A 19,839-nucleotide genomic window follows, 5' to 3' on the forward strand; every position below is an offset into this window, starting at 1 on the left:
TTGGATGGGTATCAGGGCTGACAGGTGCATGCCTTGGGTTTTCCAGCGCCTGTGAGATCGAGCGCCGCCCGCGCGGCGCATCGCCGGCAAGCCGGCTCCCACATCTGTTTCGGGCCAGTCTCTCCTGTGAATTCACCTCTGCACGCCTTGTTTGTTCCCTTCGATATTGAAGGTGTCGCCTCTGCCTTTCATCAATATCCAGCCATGCACCAAGGGTGCGCGCGCCTAAGGTGCAGGAGTAACTGGCCCGAAACAGATGTAGGAGCCGGCTTGCCGGCGATGCGCCGCGCGGGCGGCGCTCGATCTCACAGGCGCTGGAAAACCCAAGGCATGCACCTGTCAGCCCTGATACCCATCCAAGGCATGCACCTGTCAGCCCTGATACCCATCCAAGGCATGCACCTGTCAGCCCTGATACCCATCCAAGGCATGCACCTGTCAGCCCTGATACCCATCCAAAGCATGCACCTGTCAGCCCTGATACCAACCCAAGGCATGCACCTGCCGCCTCTGATGCGAACCCAAGGCATACCCACCAGCCCCCACCAACTCCCTGACCTCCGGCAGATGAGCCCCCGGCGCTCCTATGGTAGAGTGGCGGCCTTTTTCCGAAGGGGCGTTTACTGTGTGGGAATTGGTCAAGTCCGGTGGTTGGATGATGCTGCCGATCATTCTGAGCTCCATCGCTGCCATGGCTATCGTCGTCGAGCGCCTGTGGACCCTGCGTGCCAGCCGCGTCACCCCGCCGCACCTGCTGGGCCAGGTGTGGATGTGGATCAAGGACAAACAACTCACCAGTGACAAGCTCAAGGCCCTGCGCGCCGATTCGCCACTGGGCGAAATTCTCGCTGCGGGCCTGGCCAACTCGCGCCATGGCCGCGAAATCATGAAAGAGTGCATCGAGGAGGCCGCTTCGCGCGTCATCCACGAGCTGGAGCGCTACATCAGCACCCTCGGCACCATCGCCGCCATGGCCCCGCTGCTGGGCCTGCTGGGCACCGTGCTGGGCATGATCGACATCTTCAGCGCTTTCATGGGCTCGCAGATGACCGCCAATGCCGCGGTGCTGGCCGGTGGTATCTCCAAGGCCCTGGTTACCACGGCGGCCGGTCTGATGGTCGGTATCCCGGCGGTGTTCTTCCACCGTTTCCTGCAGCGCCGCATCGATGAGCTGGTGGTGGGCATGGAACAGGAGGCGATCAAACTGGTGGAAGTGATCCAGGGCGACCGTGAAGTGGAAGTGGCCGGAGGCAAGGCGTGAAGTTCCGGCGCAATCGCCAGCGGGAGAACGTCGACATCAACCTGGCGTCACTGATAGACGTGGTGTTCGTCCTGCTGCTGTTCTTCGTGGTCACCACCACCTTCACCCGCGAGACCCAGCTGCGTGTCGAGCTGCCCGAGGCCGTCAGCGCCGAGCATGCGCCGGCCGACCAGGGCAAACTGGTGGAAATCACCATCAGCGCCGAAGGCGTGTACTCGGTGAACAACCACCTACTGCCCAAGAGCGACCTGGCCACCTTGAGCGAAGCGATCGAGCGTGAATCGGGTGGCGACAACAAGCTGCCGCTGGCCATCAGCGCCGACGGCAAGACCCCGCACCAGGCTGTGGTCACCGCGATGGATGCCGCCGGCAAGCTCGGTTTCAGCCAATTGCGCATGACCACCGTCGAGGCGGCTCAGGGAACGCCTTGATGGCCTTTGCCGACCGCCTGCTCGCTGCCTGGTACGCCGGGCACCCGGCGCTGGCGCTGCTGCGTCCGCTGGAGGCCTTGTACCGCTGCGTGGTCACGCGCAAGCGGGCCCGTTTTCTCAGTGGCGAAAGTGCCAGCTACCGGGCGCCGGTGCCGGTCATCGTGGTGGGCAACATCACCGTGGGCGGCACCGGCAAGACGCCGATGATTCTCTGGCTGATCGAGCACTGCCGTCAGCAGGGGCTGAAAGTAGGCGTGGTCAGCCGTGGTTATGGTGCCAAGCCGCCGCAGTTGCCCTGGCGCGTGCAGCCCGACCAGCGCGCCGAACAGGCCGGTGACGAGCCGCTGTTGATCGTGCAGCGCACCGGCGTGCCGCTGATGATCGACCCCGACCGCTCCCGCGCGGTACAGGCGCTGCTGGCCAGTGAGCCACTCGACCTGATCCTGTGTGACGACGGCATGCAGCACTACCGCCTGGCCCGTGACCTGGAGCTGGTGCTGATCGACGCCGCCCGTGGCCTGGGTAACGGGCGCTGCCTGCCCGCCGGCCCCTTGCGAGAGCCCACCGAGCGCCTGCAAGAAGCTGATGCCGTTCTGTTCAATGGTGCTGATGGCGACCGCGCGGACGGGTTTGGCTTTCGCCTGCAACCGTCTGCGCTGGTCAACCTGCGCAGCGGCGAGCGCCGCGCACTCGACCATTTCCCCGCCGGCCAGCATCTGCACGCGGTAGCCGGCATCGGCAACCCGCAACGTTTCTTCAATACCCTGCTGGGGCTAAACTGGCAGCCGCTGCCGCACCCCTTTGCCGACCATGCACAATTCAGCGCCCAGAGCCTGGCCTTCAGCCCGCCACTGCCGCTGGTCATGACCGAGAAGGACGCAGTGAAATGCCGGTCGTTCGCCGCCGATGACTGGTGGTACCTGGCCGTGGAAGCACAGCCCACGCCGGCATTCAGCGCCTGGTTCGACAGCCAGCTGCAACGCTTGCTGTGCAAGCCCTGAGCCCGTTTTCATTTCTGGCCATCTGGCCTAAAGGAAGCCTTCAATGGACACCAAACTGCTCGATATCCTGGCCTGCCCGATCACCAAGGGCCCGCTCAAGCTTAGTGCCGACAAGACCGAGCTGATCAGCAAGGGCGCCGGCCTGGCCTACCCGATTCGCGACGGTATCCCGGTCATGCTGGAAAGCGAGGCGCGCACCCTGACCGATGACGAGCGCCTGGACAAATGAGCCTGAACTTCACCGTGGTGATCCCTGCCCGCCTGCGCTCCACGCGCTTGCCTGGCAAGCCGCTGCTGGCCATTGCCGGCAAGCCGATGGTGCAGCATGTGTGGGAACAGGCGCGCAAGAGCGCTGCCAGCCGCGTGGTCATCGCCACTGACGACGCCAGCATCTTCGAGGCTTGCCAGGCATTTGGCGCCGAAGTGCTGATGACCCGTGTCGACCATGAGTCGGGCACCGACCGCCTGGCCGAAGTAGCCGCGCAACTGGGCCTGGCTGCCGATGCCATCGTGGTCAACGTGCAAGGTGACGAGCCGCTGATCCCGCCGGTGATCATCGACCAGGTGGCGGCCAACCTGGCTGCGCATCCCGAAGCCGGTATCGCCACCCTGGCCGAGCCGATCCACGAGCCGGAAACCGTGTTCAACCCCAACGCGGTCAAGGTGGTCAGCGACAAGAACGGCCTGGCCCTGACCTTCAGCCGAGCGCCGTTGCCCTGGGCCCGCGATGCTTTTGCCAAGGACCGCAACGTGCTGCCGGAGGGCGTGCCGTATCGCCGCCACATCGGCATGTACGCCTACCGCGTCGGCTTCCTCCAGGACTTTGTCAGCTGGGGCCCTTGCTGGCTCGAACAGAGCGAAGCGCTGGAGCAGTTGCGTGCCCTGTGGCACGGCGTGCGCATTCACGTCGAGGACGCCATCGAGGCGCCTGCCGTAGGTGTGGATACCCCTGAAGATCTGGAGCGCGTACGGCGCTTGCTGGAGGCCTGATGCGCGTCCTGTTCGTGTGCCTGGGCAACATCTGCCGCTCGCCCACTGCCGAAGGCGTGCTGCGCCATCAATTGCAGGCCGCCGGGCTTGCCGACAGGGTGCAGGTGGCCTCTGCTGGCACCGGCGACTGGCACGTCGGCAAGGCACCTGACAGCCGTACCTGCAAGGCCGCACTGGCGCGCGGTTACGACCTGTCGCAGCAGCGCGCGCAACAGGTCACGGCGGCGCATTTTGCCGAGTACGACCTGATTCTGGCCATGGACGAGAGCAACCTCAGCCACCTGCGTGCCCTGCGCCCGCACACGGCAATGGGCGAGCTCGACCTATTCCTGCGCCGTTACGGAGCGGCGCTGGACGAAGTGCCAGACCCGTACTACGGCGGCGCCGACGGCTTCGAGCAAGTGCTCGACCTGGTCGAGGCGGCGTGCCAGGCGCTGGTGCTGGAAATCAAGGGGCGGTCATGACAGGGCAGTGGCAGGAGCAGGTATCGCTCAAGCCTTACAACACCTTCGGCATCGACGTGAAGGCGCGGTATTTCAGCCAGGCGCATGATGACGAGCAGGTACGCCAGGCACTGACGCAGGCGCACCAGCGCGGCCTGCCGGTGCTGGTGATCGGTGGCGGCAGCAACCTGCTGTTGACCGGCGATATCGACGCGCTGGTGCTGCACATGGCCAGCCGTGGCCGTCGCGTGCTAAGCGACGATGGCGAGCGCATCGTGGTCGAGGCCGAGGCCGGTGAGCCTTGGCACCCGTTCGTGCAGTGGACGCTGGCGCAGGGCTATTGCGGGCTGGAGAACCTCAGCCTGATCCCCGGCACCGTGGGCGCCGCGCCAATGCAGAACGTGGGGGCCTATGGGGTCGAGATCAAGGACGTGTTCGTTGGCCTGACCGCGCTGGATCGCGAAACTGGCGAGCTGCAGGACTTCGATCTGGCGGAATGTGCCTTCGGTTATCGCGACAGCCTGTTCAAGCGTAACCCTGGGCGCTGGTTGATCCTGCGCGTTCGGTTCGCCTTGAGTCGTACTTTGCAGGCCCACCTGGACTACGGCCCGGTGCGCCAACGCCTGGCGCAGCAGGGTGTGGCTACGCCGACTGCGCAGGCGATCAGTGATGCGATCTGCAGCATTCGGCGCGAGAAGCTGCCGGACCCGGCAGAGCTGGGTAATGCTGGGAGCTTCTTCAAGAACCCGGTGGTATCGGCGCAACTGGTTGAGCGTATTCGTGCGCAGTACCCAGGCGTGGTGGCTTATCCCCAGGCTGATGGCCAGGTGAAGCTGGCGGCGGGCTGGTTGATCGAGCAGGCGGGCTGGAAGGGTTATCGCGAAGGTGATGCCGGGGTGCATCGTTTGCAGTCGCTGGTGCTGGTCAACTATGGCCAGGCGAGCGGGGGGCAGATGCATGCGCTGGCGCGACGGATCCAGGCCGATATCCTTGAGCGGTTCGGGGTTGAGCTGGAGATGGAGCCTAACCTGTATTGACTCGTTGCCTGTGCCGGCCTTTTCGCGGCTAAAGCCGCTCCCACAGGTATAGCGTGAGCCCGAAACCTGCACAGTACTGTGGGAGCGGCGGTGCGGCGATCCGATTCACCCGCGAAGAATCCAGCGCGGTGGATGGCACCGGCTTTGCCGGTGTTCGCGGGCATGCCCGCTCCCACAGGTATAGCGTTAGCCCGAAACCTGCACAGTACCTGTGGGAGCGGGCGCGCCCGCGAAGAATCCAACGGGGTGGATGGCACCGGCTCTGCCGGTGTTCGCGGCGCGGTGAGTGGAACTTTGCGTCGCGAGAGTGGGCTCCTACAGGAGGCGCGCCGCCGCTGACATGAAGTGATAGGCCAAGAAAAAGCCCCGCCAGTGCGAACTGGCGGGGCTTTTCATTCAGCCTTGGTTATCAACCGTGATGAGGCTTTTGCTCATCGGCGGTTTCCAGGGCTGGCTCTCCGGCGGCTGCAGCAGCTTCCTGCGCGGCTTTGGCAGCAGCCTCGGCCTCACGTTTGCGGCGGCGAACTTCACGCGGGTCATTCGGCGCACGGCCGTTGGCCAGCATGACCGTGGCAGGCTCTACCACGGCTGGGGCCGCGACCGGCGCAGGCTCGACAACCACAGGTGCAGGCTCGGCCACTACTTCTGGCTGGGCTTCGGCAACCGGGGCAGGCTGTTCGGCAGCCGGCGCGGCCTCGACCACAGTCGGGGCCTGCTCGATTTCACCGGCTTCGACAGCCGGCGCTTCTACCGGAGCTTCGGCAGCCACGGTCGGCTCGACAACAGGCGCTTCTTCGACGATCGGTTGTGGCGCGACTTCGACCACTGGCTCGGCAGTTGCCTCGACCACGGCCACAGGCTCGCTGACCAGCTGCTCGACCACTGGGGCCACGGCCACTTCTTCAACCTTGGCGACAGCTTCGACTTGCTCGACCTTTTCAGCCTGCTCAACCGGCTGGGCGGCTTCGCTGTTGTCGGTTGCTGCAGCGGCAACGACTTCAGCGGTGGCGCGCTCGGCCTGTTGGTTGGCCTGGGCCTCGGCATCGCTGCTGATGTTGCTGGTCGCGACAGCGGCAGTCACGGCCAGGCCGGCGGCCAGTTCGGCACCCAGCTCGGTGGCCTGGTGCTGTTGTGGCTGCTCTTCGCTGCCTTCTTCTTCGCCACCGTCGATCAGCTCGCCATTGGCATTGCGCTGACGTTCACGACGGTTGCTGCGACGACGCTGGCCACGGGAACGGCGGCGCGGGCGCTCGCCATCGGTGCCTTCCTGCTCGTCCTGCAGCAGTTCTTCGTTCGGCAGTTGCTCTTCGGCCAGCTCGGCAGCCTGCTCGGCCGCTTCTTCGGCGGCGCGTGGCTGGCGCTCTTCGCGTGGTGGGCGAGGGGCGCGTTCCTCACGTGGGGCACGCTCTTCGCGAGGGGCGCGTTCTTCACGCGGTGCACGCTCTTCGCGAGGGGCGCGTTCTTCGCGTGGTGCACGCTCTTCACGAGGGGCGCGTTCTTCGCGTGGTGCACGCTCTTCACGAGGGGCGCGCTCTTCACGCGGTGCACGCTCTTCACGTGGCGCGCGTTCTTCGCGGGCTACACGTTCTTCACGTGGCTGGCGCTCTTCGCGTTCGGCCGGTGGGGTAGCGTCCAGCGGTTCGCGCAGTTCGCGTACGCGCTCTTCGCCACGGTTGCCGCGGCGGTCTTCGCGTGGCTGGCGTGGTGCACGTTCTTCCCGCGGTGCCCGCTCTTCGCGTGGGGCGCGTTCTTCACGTGGTGCACGTTCTTCGCGTGGCTGGCGCTCTTCGCGTGGCGCGCGCTCGGCACGCTCTTCACGCGGCTTGCGCTCTTCGTCGCGGCGGCCGTTGCGGTTGCGGCTTTGCTGGCGGCCGTTGCGGCGTTCTTCGTTGCGCGGGCTGCGCTCGGCGGCTGGCTTCTCGGCGGCGGTGACGACCGGCGCGGCGACAGGCTCTTCCTTGCCGGCGAACAGGCTGACCAGCGATTTCACCAGGCCCTTGAACAGGCTTGGTTCCGGAGCGCTCGGGGCAGGGGCGACCGGGGCGGCAGGCTCTTCAGTGGCGGCAGGTACCGGTGCGTTGGCGCGGGCCGGGGCAGTCTTGACCGCGGCTTCCTGGCGCACCAGGGTGCGAGTGGCGGTCGGCTGCGGCGCCTCTTCGGTTTCGGCGGCGGCGATCTCGTAGCTGGACTGGTTGCTCAGCACTTCCGGGTTGTCGTCGCGCAGGCGCTGGACTTCGAAGTGCGGGGTTTCCAGGTGATCGTTCGGCAGGATGATGATGCGGGCACGGGTACGCAGTTCGATTTTGGTGATCGAGTTGCGCTTCTCGTTGAGCAGGAACGCGGCCACCGGGATCGGCACCTGGGCACGCACTTCGGCGGTGCGGTCCTTCAGGGCTTCTTCTTCGATCAGGCGCAGGATGGCCAGCGACAGCGACTCGACGTCACGGATGATGCCGGTGCCGGAGCAGCGTGGGCAGACGATGCCGCTGCTTTCGCCCAGCGACGGGCGCAGGCGCTGACGGGACATTTCCAGCAGGCCGAAGCGCGAGATGCGGCCAACCTGCACGCGGGCGCGGTCGGCTTCCAGGCATTCACGCACGCGTTCTTCCACGGCGCGCTGGTTCTTCGCCGGGGTCATGTCGATGAAGTCGATGACGATCAGGCCGCCGATGTCACGCAGGCGCAGCTGGCGGGCGATTTCCTCGGCCGCTTCCAGGTTGGTCTGCAGGGCGGTTTCTTCGATGTCGCTGCCTTTGGTGGCGCGCGCCGAGTTGATGTCGATGGACACCAGGGCCTCGGTCGGGTCGATCACGATCGAGCCGCCGGACGGCAGGTCGACCACGCGCTGGAAGGCGGTCTCGATCTGGCTTTCGATCTGGAAGCGGTTGAACAGCGGTACGCTGTCTTCGTACAGCTTGACCTTGCTGGCGTACTGCGGCATCACCTGGCGGATGAAGGTCAGGGCTTCTTCCTGGGCGTCGATGCTGTCGATCAGCACTTCGCCGATGTCCTGGCGCAGATAATCGCGAATAGCGCGGATGATGACGTTGCTTTCCTGGTAGATCAGGAAGGGCGCGGTGCGGTCCAGGGACGCTTCCTTGATGGCGGTCCACAGCTGCAGCAGGTAGTCGAGGTCCCACTGCATTTCTTCGCTGCTGCGGCCAAGGCCCGCAGTGCGCACGATCAGGCCCATGTCGCCCGGTACGGTCAGGCCGTTCAGGGCTTCGCGCAGTTCGTTGCGCTCTTCGCCTTCGATGCGGCGGGAGATGCCACCGGCACGCGGGTTGTTGGGCATCAGCACCAGGTAGCGGCCGGCCAGGCTGATGAAGGTGGTGAGGGCGGCGCCTTTGTTGCCGCGCTCTTCCTTCTCGACCTGGACGATGACTTCCTGGCCTTCGCTGAGCACTTCCTTGATGTTGACCCGCCCTTCGGGGGTTTTCTTGAAGTATTCGCGGGAGATTTCTTTCAGCGGCAGAAAGCCGTGACGTTCGGAACCGAAGTCGACGAAGGCGGCTTCGAGGCTGGGTTCGATGCGGGTGATCTTGCCTTTGTAGATGTTGGCCTTTTTCTGCTCGCGCGCACCGGACTCGATGTCCAAGTCGTAGAGACGTTGGCCGTCCACCAGGGCTACACGCAACTCTTCAGGTTGAGTCGCGTTAATCAGCATTCTTTTCATGTTGTACCGTCGGTTTCCGGGCTGCCGGAAACGGCGTTCGGCACACACGACGTCTCATGGTCGGTGCCAAGGTGCGCAAAGGGTGGCCGGGCCACCCCCGTGTCGAGCGACGTTCGGCACCAGCCGGTTGCCCAGCCTGCCGTTGTCGCGACGACGCGTCCTGTTTGCTGCGGTGCCAACAAGGCCCCGGTGGCTTCGAATTGGAATCCGAATCAACCAAGCGGGCCTTGTGCACTCAGTCAGGAGGAGGAATCAACCGTCAGCCGTGGACACCCAGGGGGCATCTGTTCAGGACCTTATCCGCTCGCCAGCCGTTCAGTGGGCTGGTGGCCGGACGCGGTGCTACACGGTCCGAGGGCTGTGCATCTCCACCCTGCACGTATCCCTGATAATTCGGGTGCTGCCGCGCGCTGAATCCGCAACGGGTTGCATTTTTCGCCAGCGCAGGTTCTGCGCTGGCGCCATTCATGTCCAAGGCAGGTATTTCCGAAGCATTCGCCGGGCGTTGCGTGGAAGCGACGGGCGGGCAGAGGTGCTGCGAAAAGAATCGGGTAAGCAGGTGAAACACCGCACTTGTCGTTTTTTTCGGTCTTCTCTACACAGCGCTGGTGGCGATTCCAGGCAATTCGGTAAACTGGCGAAAACCCCGTAGGACGGCCTCGCGTCCTGGAGAATTGCGTTGGTCAGGGGCCGGCTCGAAGCCTGGTGCCGCTGGCCTGCCGCTTTTGGCGGCGTTCGCGACTATAGCAGCAATGATTAAGTGCTTCAATTCCATAAAAAATTGTTATGATTCCCGCCATGACGACCAATACCCCTCCGACTTCCGGCGTTCAGCTGATCGAAGTCGCGCCGGAGCTTGCCGGCCAACGCATCGACAATTTCCTTATCACGGCCCTCAAGGGCGTGCCCAAGACCCTGGTCTACCGCATCCTGCGCAAGGGTGAGGTGCGGGTGAACAAGGGCCGGGTCAAGCCGGAATACAAGATCCAGGCCGGCGACATCGTGCGGGTACCGCCTGTGCGCCTGCCGGAACGTGACGAGCCAGCACCGGTGGCCCAGGGCCTGCTGCAACGCCTGGAAGCGGCCATTGTCTACGAAGACAAGGCGCTGATCGTGATGAACAAGCCGGCTGGCATCGCCGTGCATGGTGGCAGTGGCCTGAGCTTTGGCGTGATCGAGGCGTTGCGCCAGTTGCGCCCGGACGCCAAGGAGCTGGAGCTGGTGCACCGCCTGGACCGCGACACTTCCGGCCTGTTGATGATCGCCAAGAAGCGCAGCATGCTGCGCCACCTGCATGCCGCCCTGCGCGGTGATGGTGTCGACAAGCGCTACATGGCGCTGGTGCGTGGCCACTGGCCAACCTCGAAGAAGCAGGTCAACGCGCCGTTGCTCAAGAGCAATCTGCGCTCTGGTGAGCGCATGGTCGAAGTGAACGACGAGGGCAAGGAGGCGCTGACCCTGTTCCGCGTGCTGCGCCGTTTCGGCGAGTTCGCCACCATTGTCGAGGCGCGCCCGATCACCGGCCGTACCCACCAGATCCGCGTGCACGCCCTGCATGCCGGGCACATGATCGCCGGCGACAGCAAGTACGGTGACGAGGACTTCAGTCGCGAAATTCGTGAGCTGGGCGGCAAGCGCCTGTTCCTGCATGCCTACGCGCTGAGCGTGCCGCTGCCGGATGGTGGCGAACTGAAGCTCGAAGCGCCTGTGGATGAGGTTTGGGCGAAAACCGTTGAGCGTTTGAGTGCGTCGTGATCTATGAAAAAAGGCTATGAGCTACTGATCTTCGACTGGGACGGTACCCTGGCCGATTCCATCGGACGCATCGTCGAGGCCATGAATGCCGCTGCCGAGCGTGCTGGTGAGGCGCAAAGCAGCAATGATGCGGTCAAGGGCATCATTGGCCTGGCCTTGGGCGAAGCGATTCATACCTTGTATCCGCACTTGGCGCCTGCGCAGGTCGAAAGCTTCCGCCAGCACTATGCCGATATCTACATGGCGCTGGATCAGCAGCCCTCGCCATTGTTCGATGGCGTGGTCGAGTCGTTGGATGCTTTCCGTGCCGAGGGTTACCGCCTGGCGGTGGCCACTGGCAAGGCACGTCGCGGGCTGGACCGGGTGCTCAAGGCCAATGGCTGGGAGCAGTTCTTTGACATCACCCGCGCGGCCGACGAGACCCGTGGCAAGCCGCACCCGCTGATGCTCGAGGAAATCCTCGGTCATTGTGGCGTCGAACCGGGGCGTGCGCTGATGGTCGGAGATTCGGCATTCGACCTGCAGATGGCCAGCAATGCTGGCATGCATTCGGTGGCCGTGGGCTATGGTGCCATGTCGCTGCAGGCGCTGGCCGAGTTTGGCCCGCAGGTATGCATCGATCACTTTTCCCAGCTGCGCAAGTGGCTGGGTGGTTGCGCAATTTCACTTCCAAGGTAGGTAAGCATGGCAGACGAATGGAAAGCCCCCGAGGCTGAGGAGCGCGAAGAGCACGAGGAGCGCAAGAGCTGGAAGCTGCTGGAGAAGACCCTGCTGGCGGGCGTCCAGGAGCAGAGGCGGGCGCGGCGCTGGGGGATTTTCTTCAAGCTGCTGACCTTCGTCTACCTGTTCGGCATCCTGGCGCTGTTCACTCCGCTGATGGACATGGACAAGGCGGCGTCCCGCAGTGCCAGCCATACCGCGCTGGTCGAAGTGCGCGGGGTGATTGCCGACCAGGAGAGCGCCAGTGCCGACAATATCGTCAAGAGCCTGCGCGAGGCGTTCAAGGACAGCAAGACCAAGGCCGTGGTGATGCGCATCAACAGCCCGGGTGGCAGCCCGGTGCAGGCCGGCTATGTGTATGACGAAATCCGCCGTCTGCGCGCCGAGTACCCGACCATCAAGCTGTATGCGGTAATCGCTGATCTTGGTGCTTCCGGTGCCTATTACATTGCCAGTGCGGCGGACGAGATCTATGCCGACAAGGCCAGCCTGGTGGGCTCCATTGGTGTGACGGCGGCCGGTTATGGCTTTGTCGGCACCATGGAGAAACTGGGCGTGGAGCGCCGCTCGTACACCTCGGGCGAGCACAAGGCTTTCCTCGACCCGTTCTCGCCAGAAAAGCCGGAAGAGACGCGGTTCTGGCAGGGCGTGCTGGACACCACCCACAACCAGTTCATCGCCATGGTCAAGCAGGGGCGCGGCGAGCGCCTGAAGGACAAGGAGCATCCGGAGTTGTTCAGCGGGCTGGTCTGGTCGGGCGAGCAGGCCAAGGAGCTGGGGTTGGTGGATGGGCTGGGCAGTGCCAGCTACGTGGCGCGTGAGATCGTTGGCGAACAGGCGCTGGTGGATTTCACTGTGCAGGAATCACCGCTCGATCGCTTCTCCAAGCGTGTGGGCGCTAGCGTGGCTGAGCACCTGGCGATGTGGATGGGGTTCCAGGGGCTGCAGTTGCGCTGATTGCCTGATCTGGCCCTATCGCCGGCAAGCCAGCTCCCACAAGTACTGCGCAGATCTCAAGCTTTGCGCAGTCTCTGTGGGAGCAACTGTCTTGTATTGCCTGGACTGGCCTCATCGCCGGCAAGCCGGCTCCCACAGGGTCCGCACAGGGCCTGAGGCGAATGCGGTCGAGGTGGGGGCTCCCACAAGTACTGCGCAGATCTCAAGCTTTGCGCAGTCTCTGTGGGAGCAACTGTCTTGTATTGCCTGGACTGGCCTCATCGCCGGCAAGCCGGCTCCCACAGGGTCCGCACAGGGCCTGAGGCGAATGCGGTCGAGGTGGGAGCTCCCACAAGTACTGCGCAGATCTCAAGCTTTGCGCAGCCTCTGTGGGAGCAACTGTCTTGTATTGCCTGGGCTGGCCTCATCGCCGGCAAGCCGGCTCCCACAGGGTCCGCACAGGGCCTGAGCGAATGCGGTCGAGGTGGGAGCTGGCTTGCCGGCGATGGGCCGCAAGGCGGCCCCAAAATCTCAAGGGATGACCACGCCTTCCTTGGTCAGCATATCTACCAGCCGAATCAACGGCAGCCCGATCAGGCTGGTCGCATCGCACCCATGCGTGCTCTGGAACAAGCTCACCCCCAGCCCCTCCGCCTTGAAGCTGCCGGCGCAGTCCAGCGGCTGTTCCGCTGTTACATAGCGCTCCACCCGCTCCCGGTCCAGTTCGCGCAACGTCACGGTAAACGGCACGCAATCCACCTGGCACTGCCCGGTCGCGCTGTTCAGTAATGCCAGCCCGGTCAGAAAGCTCACCTGCTGCCCGCTGCACTCCAGCAGTTGCTCGCAGGCCCGTTCGAACGTATGCGGCTTGCCCAGCACCTGCTCGCCCAGTACGGCAACCTGGTCCGAGCCGATGATCAAGTGCCCGGGGTGGCTGCCTGCCAGTGCCTCGGCCTTTTGCCTGGCCAGCCGCCGCACCAGCTCCACGGCCGGCTCATCAGCCAGGCGCTGCTCGTCTATGTCGGGGCTTGCCCAGGTGAAGGGCAGGCGCAGGCGGGCGAGCAGTTCGCGGCGATAGGTAGAGCTGGAAGCCAGTAACAGAGGAAGCATGGTAGACTCCTGAATCAGTTGAACAAATTCTATCACGCACGATGCCGCCGAATTTCCTTTGACAGGGGCGGGGGGCATCCCTAGAATGCTGCGCCTATGTTGAATGACCCGATTCCACCTCACGTTGACCCGCGCAAATTAGCCGATCGTGGCGTAACCCTTAACGGTTCGCTGCAACTCGCTGATTTGGAAAGACTCTGCGACCCGCTTTCCGACAATGTCGGTACGGTGCAGGCGAAGTTCGATTTTGAACGAGATGAACAGCACGTGGTGGTTATCCACAGCGAGCTGGACGTCGAGGTCAAGATGGTTTGCCAGCGTTGTCTTGAGCTGGTCACCCTGCCGATCCACAGCGAATGTACTTACGCGGTGGTGAAGGAGGGTGCGAATACCCAGTCGTTGCCGAAAGGCTATGACGTGCTGGAACTGGGCGAAGATCCTTTGGATCTGCAGGCATTGGTCGAGGAAGAGCTTCTGCTCGCCTTGCCAATCGTGCCTGCTCACCATCCGGAAGAATGCCAGCAGCCGGCGGGCGCAGACGAGCCCGAATCGAGCAAGGACGAGGTATCGCGGTCCAACCCGTTCAGTGTTTTGGCGCAGTTAAAGCGTGACCCAAACGTTTAGGAGTTAATCAATTATGGCTGTTCAGCAGAACAAAAAATCCCGCTCTGCCCGTGACATGCGCCGTTCGCACGACGCTCTGTCGGAAAACGCGCTGTCGGTAGAGAAAACCACCGGTGAAGTTCACCTGCGCCACCACGTTTCGCCAGAGGGCGTATACCGTGGTCGCAAAGTGGTCGACAAGGGCGCTGACGAGTAATCCTTGTCCGCTCAGATCATCGCGATCGACGCAATGGGCGGGGACTTCGGTCCCCGCAGCATTGTCCAGGCTAGCATTGCCTGCCTATCGGCTACCCCCTCGCTGCACCTGACCCTCGTCGGTCAACCCTCCCTCCTTGAAGATCTCGTCAGTGGCCTTGCGGCTGCGGATCGTGCGCGTCTGCAGATTGTCGCCGCCAGTGAAGTGATCGACATGGACGAGCGGCCATCCCAGGCGTTGCGCGGCAAGCCAGACTCGTCGATGCGCATCGCCCTCGAACTGGTGCGCGACGGCAAGGCCCAGGCCTGTGTCAGTGCCGGCAATACCGGGGCGCTGATGGCACTGTCGCGTTTCGTGCTCAAGACCCTGCCGGGTATCGACCGGCCCGCCATGGTGGCGGCGATCCCGACCCAGGCTGGCTACTGTCAGTTGCTCGACCTGGGGGCCAATGTCGACTGCAGTGCCGAGAACCTCTACCAGTTCGCCGTGATGGGTTCGGTGGCCGCCCAGGCGCTGGGCGTGCATCGGCCGCGCGTGGCGCTGCTGAACATCGGTACCGAGGACATCAAGGGCAATCAGCAGGTCAAGCTGGCGGCCAGCCTGTTGCAGAACGCTCGTGGGCTCAATTACGTGGGCTTCGTCGAAGGTGACGGGCTGTACCGTGGTGAGGCCGACGTGGTTGTGTGCGACGGTTTCGTCGGCAATATCCTGCTCAAGTCCAGCGAAGGGCTGGCGACGATGATCGGTGCGCGCATCGAGCAGTTGTTCAAGGGTGGCTTGTTGTCGCGGGCGGTCGGGGCCTTGGCCATGCCGTTGCTCAAGCGCCTGCAGGCCGACCTGGCGCCGGCGCGGCACAATGGGGCGAGTTTCCTGGGTTTGCAGGGTATCGTCATCAAGAGCCATGGCTCGGCGGGGGTGCAGGGGTTCCAGAGTGCCATCCAGCGGGCGTTGATCGAGATTCAGGAAAACCTGCCGCAGCGCTTGCATGGGCGCCTGGAGGACCTGCTGCTATAGCCTGTGCCGGCCTCTTCGCGGGTAAACCCGCTCCTACAAGGGTTGCGGAAGGTTCCAGGCCAAGGTTGGTACGGTCGTTGTAGGAGCGGGTTTACCCGCGAAAGGGCCGCTACCGAAGAAACAAAGACCTTAGGCATATCGCTGATGAAGTGCTTAAATGTGACCGCTTAGGTTCCGTCTTCATCCAAGCTTTCAGATTCCGCGCCAGGCCCAAGGCCTGGCGCACCCCATTCGACGACAAGATCATAAGGGCTTGTTCAATGTCTGCATCTCTCGCATTCGTCTTTCCCGGTCAAGGTTCCCAGTCGCTGGGCATGCTCGCCGAGCTCGGCGCCGAGAAGCCAGTGATCATCGAAACCTTCAAGGAAGCTTCCGCAGCCCTGGGTTACGACCTGTGGAAGCTGGTCCAGGAAGGCCCGGAAGAACAACTCAACCAGACCGACAAGACCCAGCCGGCCATCCTCACCGCGTCCATCGCGCTGTGGCGTCTGTGGCTGGAAGAGGGCGGCGCGCAGCCGGCCTTCGTTTCCGGTCACAGCCTGGGTGAATACAGCGCCTTGGTCGCTGCTGGCAGCCTGTCGCTGAAAGACGCCGTTCGCCTGGTCGAGCGTCGCGGTCAGTTGATGCAGGAGGCCGTGCCTGCCGGTCACGGCGGCATGGCCGCCATTCTCGGCCTGGATGACGCTGTAGTCGTGGAAATTTGCGCCGAAGCGGCCGAAGACCAAGTGGTCAGCGCCGTGAACTTCAACTCGCCAGGCCAAGTGGTCATCGCCGGTAACAAGGCTGCGGTAGACCGCGCCATCGAGCTTTGCAAGGCCAAAGGTGCCAAGCGTGCGCTGCCGCTGGCGGTCAGCGTGCCGTCGCACTGTGCCCTGATGAAGCCGGCTGCCGAGCGTTTCGCTGATGATATCAATGCCATCGATTGGAAGGCCCCGCAGATTCCGGTAGTGCAGAACGTCACTGCCGCTATCGCCGCCGACCTCGATGCGCTGAAAAAAGACCTGCTGGCCCAGTTGTACCAGCCGGTGCGCTGGGTAGAGTGCGTACAGACCCTGGCGGCCAATGGCGCGGTCAACCTGGTCGAGTGCGGCCCGGGCAAGGTCCTGGCCGGCTTGAACAAGCGTTGCGCCGACGGCGTGACCACCTACAACCTCAATACCCCTGACGCCGTTGCCGCCACTCGTGCGGCACTGGCCTGATTTGGAGAAGCTTGCATGAGCCTGCAAGGTAAAGTTGCACTGGTCACTGGTGCCAGCCGTGGCATTGGCCAGGCCATCGCCCTCGAGCTGGGCCGCCAGGGCGCGACCGTGATCGGCACCGCCACTTCGGCTTCCGGTGCCGAGCGCATCGCCGCCACCCTGAAAGAGCACGGCATCGCCGGTACCGGCATGGAACTGAACGTGACCAGCGCCGAGTCCGTTGAAACTGTGCTGGCCGCCATCGGCGAGCAGTTCGGTGCACCGGCCATCCTGGTCAACAACGCCGGTATCACCCGCGACAACCTCATGCTGCGCATGAAGGATGACGAGTGGTTCGACGTGATCGATACCAACCTGAACAGCCTCTACCGTCTGTCCAAGGGCGTGCTGCGTGGCATGACCAAGGCGCGTTGGGGTCGTATCATCAGCATCGGCTCGGTCGTCGGTGCCATGGGTAACGCCGGCCAGGCCAACTATGCGGCCGCCAAGGCTGGCCTGGAAGGTTTCAGCCGCGCCTTGGCGCGTGAAGTGGGCTCGCGCGGCATCACCGTCAACTCGGTGACCCCGGGCTTCATCGACACCGACATGACCCGCGAGCTGCCAGAAGCGCAGCGTGAAGCCCTGCAGACCCAGATTCCGCTGGGCCGCCTGGGCCAGGCCGACGAGATCGCCAAGGTGGTTTCGTTCCTGGCATCCGACGGCGCAGGCTACGTAACCGGCGCTACCGTGCCGGTCAACGGCGGGATGTACATGTAATACCGCAACTCAATGTGACGGATTTCGTAAAAAAAGAGTCATACTGCGAGCCTAAAATCCGTTATAAAGCTGCAACCAGATTCCAGGCAGCGGGTAGGGTGACTAGCCTGAAGGTGCGTTTAGCTTGAAAAGCGAACGTCTTTCTATAAAATTAGCCACCGGCCAGCTGCCTGACATATGTCCATTAGGAGTGAAAACTAGGTATGAGCACCATCGAAGAACGCGTCAAGAAAATCGTCGCCGAGCAACTGGGCGTCAAGGAAGAGGAAGTGACTGTCGAGAAGTCCTTCGTCGATGACCTGGGTGCCGATTCGCTTGACACCGTTGAGCTGGTGATGGCTCTGGAAGAGGAATTCGAGACCGAAATCCCTGACGAAGAAGCCGAGAAGATCACTACCGTTCAAGCTGCTATCGACTACGTCAAAGCCCACCAGGCCTAAGACGCTGTAGTCGACGCTTCTTGTCGGGAAAAACCGCACTGCCTTTGCCGGCGTGCGGTTTTTTCTTTGCAAGTGTCCAGCTTGGTTTGTCGGGGTGTCGATTCCCGGGCATCGAGAGCTTGTTGCCATTTCATTCCGTTGCGTTGAATGCAATGGCAAGAAACTCTGTCATTAGAAAAGGAGAGTACTGTGTCGCGTAGACGCGTCGTGGTCACCGGTATGGGTATGCTGTCGCCACTGGGTACCGATGTACCAAGCACCTGGCAGGGCATTCTGGCTGGCCGCAGTGGCATTGGTTCGATCGAACACACGGACCTGTCTGCCTACTCCACCCGTTTTGGCGGCTCGGTGAAAGGCTTCGAGGTCGAGCAATACCTGTCGGCCAAAGAGGCCCGCAAGCTTGACCTGTTCATCCAGTACGGCCTGGCGGCCGGTTTCCAGGCGGTGCGTAATGCCGGCCTGGAGGTCACCGACGCCAACCGCGAGCGTATTGGCGTGGCCATGGGCTCGGGTATCGGCGGCCTGACCAACATCGAGGAAACCAGCCGCACGCTGCACGATTCGGGGCCGCGTCGCATTTCGCCGTTCTTCGTGCCGGGCTCGATCATCAACATGATCTCCGGGTTCCTGTCGATTCACCTGGGCCTGCAGGGGCCGAACTACGCCATCGCCACCGCCTGCACCACCGGCACCCACTGCATCGGCATGGCCGCGCGCAACATCGCCTACGGTGAAGCCGACGTGATGATCGCCGGTGGCGCCGAAATGGCTGCCTGCGGCCTGGGCATGGGCGGCTTCGGTGCCTCGCGCGCGCTGTCCACCCGCAATGACGAGCCAAGCCGGGCCAGCCGCCCGTGGGACAAAGGCCGTGATGGCTTCGTGCTGTCCGACGGTGCCGGTGCCCTGGTGCTCGAAGAGCTGGAGCACGCCAAGGCCCGTGGCGCGACCATCTATGCCGAGCTGGTCGGCTTCGGCATGAGTGGCGACGCCTACCACATGACCTCGCCACCCGACACCGGCGAAGGTGCTGCCCGCTGCATGACCAACGCCCTGCGTGATGCTGGCATTCAGCCAGAAGAGGTCAGCTACATCAACGCCCATGGCACCTCGACCCCGGCGGGCGACGTGGCCGAAGTGGCCGCGATCAAGCGCGTGTTCGGCGACCATGCCTACAAGCTGGCAGTCAGTTCGACCAAGTCGATGACCGGCCACCTGCTGGGCGCTGCCGGTGCCGTGGAAGCGATCTTCAGCGTGCTGGCGATCAACAGCCAGATGGCACCGCCTACCATCAACCTGGACGAGCCGGACGAAGGCTGCGACCTTGACTTCGTGCCGCATCAGGCGCGCAGCATGCCGATCGACGTGGTGCTGTCCAACTCGTTCGGCTTCGGCGGCACCAACGGCTCGCTGGTGTTCCGCCGGTTCGCCGGTTGATGCACAGCTGGATCGATGGCCAGCCGGCGGCTGCAGTCAATCTGCAGAACCGCGGCCTGGCCTACGGCGATGGCCTGTTCGAAACCATCGCCGTGCGCGGCGGCCGCCCCAGCTTGCTGGACGGCCACCTCGCCCGTCTGGCGCTGGGCTGCCAGCGCCTGGCGATCAGCGCCGACCTGGCGCTGGTGCGCGACGAGCTTCAGCGCTATGCCAGCCAGCTCGGTGATGGCGTCGCCAAACTCATCCTTACCCGTGGCGACAGCCAGCGCGGCTATGCGCCGGTTGCCGGTGCCGCGCCGCGGCGTATCCTGCAGGGCAGCCCGTTACCCAGCTATCCTGTCGAGCATGCCGAGCAGGGCGTGCGCTTGTTCCCGTGCCAGACCCGGCTTGGGGAGCAACCCTTGCTGGCCGGGCTCAAGCACCTCAACCGCCTGGAGCAGGTGCTGGCCCGTGCCGAATGGCAGGACAGCGAACATGCCGAAGGCCTGATGCGTGACGGGCAGGGCAGGGTGATCGAAGGGGTGTACAGCAATCTGTTCCTGGTGCGCGACGGCGTGCTGCTCACTGCCGATCTCAGCCGCTGCGGCGTTGCCGGGGTGATGCGTGGTGCGCTGCTGGACCAGGTACAGCTGCTGGGTATCCCGGTGCAAGTCCGCGACCTGTCGTTCGCCGAGCTGGAGCAGGCAGATGAAGTATTTGTTTGCAATAGCGTCTACGGTGTCTGGCCCGTGCGTGGCATTGCCGCGCTAAACTGGTCGCCTGGCCCGCTCACCCGTAGACTGCAGGCCGTTGCCCGTACGTTACTGGAAACCTGAA

The 19,839-nt window shown here is 63.7% G+C and carries 20 protein-coding genes; 18 read left to right on the forward strand and 2 right to left on the reverse strand.

The window, feature by feature from the left end; genetic code table 11:
• Positions 1-625: 625 nt before the first annotated feature.
• From TZ03_RS19090 to murB, 7 genes are read left to right on the forward strand one after another with little or no spacing between them, the layout of a single operon-like run.
• On the forward strand, positions 626-1,261 hold the full coding sequence (locus TZ03_RS19090; protein WP_051099753.1) for a MotA/TolQ/ExbB proton channel family protein: 636 nt from the start codon (positions 626-628) through the stop codon (positions 1,259-1,261).
• Positions 1,258-1,692 carry an ExbD/TolR family protein gene (locus TZ03_RS19095; RefSeq protein WP_051099754.1) on the forward strand — a complete coding sequence of 145 codons (435 nt, stop codon included), beginning with the start codon at positions 1,258-1,260 and terminating at the stop codon, positions 1,690-1,692. Before TZ03_RS19090 ends, TZ03_RS19095 begins: the two co-directional genes overlap by 4 nt.
• Positions 1,692-2,693 carry a tetraacyldisaccharide 4'-kinase gene (gene lpxK, locus TZ03_RS19100; protein WP_051099755.1) on the forward strand — a complete coding sequence of 334 codons (1,002 nt, stop codon included), beginning with the start codon at positions 1,692-1,694 and terminating at the stop codon, positions 2,691-2,693. Before TZ03_RS19095 ends, lpxK begins: the two co-directional genes overlap by 1 nt.
• Positions 2,694-2,736: 43 nt before the next feature.
• Positions 2,737-2,922, forward strand: coding sequence for a Trm112 family protein (locus TZ03_RS19105; protein ID WP_003247142.1), 186 nt, complete (start codon positions 2,737-2,739; stop codon positions 2,920-2,922).
• Positions 2,919-3,683 (forward strand): 3-deoxy-manno-octulosonate cytidylyltransferase, encoded by a 765-nt coding sequence (gene kdsB, locus TZ03_RS19110; RefSeq protein WP_051099756.1) that lies wholly within the window; start codon positions 2,919-2,921, stop codon positions 3,681-3,683. Before TZ03_RS19105 ends, kdsB begins: the two co-directional genes overlap by 4 nt.
• Positions 3,683-4,147, forward strand: coding sequence for a low molecular weight protein-tyrosine-phosphatase (locus TZ03_RS19115; RefSeq protein ID WP_051099757.1), 465 nt, complete (start codon positions 3,683-3,685; stop codon positions 4,145-4,147). Before kdsB ends, TZ03_RS19115 begins: the two co-directional genes overlap by 1 nt.
• Positions 4,144-5,163, forward strand: coding sequence for a UDP-N-acetylmuramate dehydrogenase (murB, locus tag TZ03_RS19120; protein WP_051099758.1), 1,020 nt, complete (start codon positions 4,144-4,146; stop codon positions 5,161-5,163). Before TZ03_RS19115 ends, murB begins: the two co-directional genes overlap by 4 nt.
• Before the next feature lie 409 nt (positions 5,164-5,572).
• Here murB and rne read toward each other — a convergent pair whose 3' ends face one another.
• The gene (gene rne, locus TZ03_RS19125; protein WP_177328488.1) at positions 5,573-8,839 is read right to left on the reverse strand and encodes a ribonuclease E; all 3,267 of its coding nucleotides are present in this window, start codon (positions 8,837-8,839) and stop codon (positions 5,573-5,575) included.
• 798 nt (positions 8,840-9,637) lie between these two features.
• On the opposite strand from rne, the gene rluC reads away from it, so the two are divergent.
• Genes rluC through TZ03_RS19140 form a run of 3 tightly spaced genes read left to right on the forward strand, consistent with a single transcriptional unit; the run spans position 9,638 to position 12,271 of the window.
• Positions 9,638-10,594 carry a 23S rRNA pseudouridine(955/2504/2580) synthase RluC gene (gene rluC, locus TZ03_RS19130; RefSeq protein ID WP_051099846.1) on the forward strand — a complete coding sequence of 319 codons (957 nt, stop codon included), beginning with the start codon at positions 9,638-9,640 and terminating at the stop codon, positions 10,592-10,594.
• Between the two features lie 3 nt (positions 10,595-10,597).
• On the forward strand, positions 10,598-11,272 hold the full coding sequence (locus tag TZ03_RS19135; RefSeq protein WP_051099760.1) for an HAD family hydrolase: 675 nt from the start codon (positions 10,598-10,600) through the stop codon (positions 11,270-11,272).
• Between the two features lie 6 nt (positions 11,273-11,278).
• A complete protein-coding gene (locus tag TZ03_RS19140) occupies positions 11,279-12,271 on the forward strand; it encodes a S49 family peptidase (protein WP_051099761.1) in 993 nt (330 codons plus the stop codon).
• 510 nt (positions 12,272-12,781) lie between these two features.
• On the opposite strand, the gene TZ03_RS19145 is transcribed toward TZ03_RS19140, so the two are convergent.
• A complete protein-coding gene (locus TZ03_RS19145; RefSeq protein WP_051099762.1) occupies positions 12,782-13,360 on the reverse strand; it encodes a Maf family protein in 579 nt (192 codons plus the stop codon).
• 96 nt (positions 13,361-13,456) lie between these two features.
• On the opposite strand from TZ03_RS19145, the gene TZ03_RS29015 reads away from it, so the two are divergent.
• From TZ03_RS29015 to pabC, 8 genes are all read left to right on the forward strand, one after another.
• Positions 13,457-13,984, forward strand: a complete 528-nt coding sequence (locus tag TZ03_RS29015) for a YceD family protein (RefSeq protein WP_010952934.1) — start codon at positions 13,457-13,459, stop codon at positions 13,982-13,984.
• Positions 13,985-13,997: 13 nt separating this feature from the next.
• Positions 13,998-14,180 (forward strand): 50S ribosomal protein L32, encoded by a 183-nt coding sequence (gene rpmF / locus TZ03_RS19155; RefSeq protein ID WP_003247154.1) that lies wholly within the window; start codon positions 13,998-14,000, stop codon positions 14,178-14,180.
• A gap of 3 nt (positions 14,181-14,183) precedes the next feature.
• Complete coding sequence (gene plsX / locus TZ03_RS19160) at positions 14,184-15,194, forward strand: phosphate acyltransferase PlsX (protein ID WP_082056668.1); 1,011 nt, start codon at positions 14,184-14,186, stop codon at positions 15,192-15,194.
• 260 nt (positions 15,195-15,454) lie between these two features.
• A complete protein-coding gene (gene fabD / locus TZ03_RS19165) occupies positions 15,455-16,393 on the forward strand; it encodes an ACP S-malonyltransferase (RefSeq protein WP_082056669.1) in 939 nt (312 codons plus the stop codon).
• 15 nt (positions 16,394-16,408) lie between these two features.
• Positions 16,409-17,149 carry a 3-oxoacyl-ACP reductase FabG gene (gene fabG, locus TZ03_RS19170; protein WP_051099765.1) on the forward strand — a complete coding sequence of 247 codons (741 nt, stop codon included), beginning with the start codon at positions 16,409-16,411 and terminating at the stop codon, positions 17,147-17,149.
• Positions 17,150-17,352: 203 nt separating this feature from the next.
• Positions 17,353-17,589, forward strand: coding sequence for an acyl carrier protein (acpP, locus tag TZ03_RS19175; RefSeq protein WP_010952937.1), 237 nt, complete (start codon positions 17,353-17,355; stop codon positions 17,587-17,589).
• A gap of 189 nt (positions 17,590-17,778) precedes the next feature.
• Positions 17,779-19,023, forward strand: coding sequence for a beta-ketoacyl-ACP synthase II (gene fabF, locus TZ03_RS19180; protein ID WP_051099766.1), 1,245 nt, complete (start codon positions 17,779-17,781; stop codon positions 19,021-19,023).
• Positions 19,023-19,838, forward strand: a complete 816-nt coding sequence (gene pabC / locus TZ03_RS19185; protein WP_051099767.1) for an aminodeoxychorismate lyase — start codon at positions 19,023-19,025, stop codon at positions 19,836-19,838. The genes fabF and pabC overlap by 1 nt, the downstream gene beginning before the upstream one ends.
• Position 19,839 lies beyond the last annotated feature (1 nt).

The sequence above is a fragment of the Pseudomonas sp. 10-1B genome (assembly GCF_000935045.1).
Lineage (GTDB): Bacteria > Pseudomonadota > Gammaproteobacteria > Pseudomonadales > Pseudomonadaceae > Aquipseudomonas.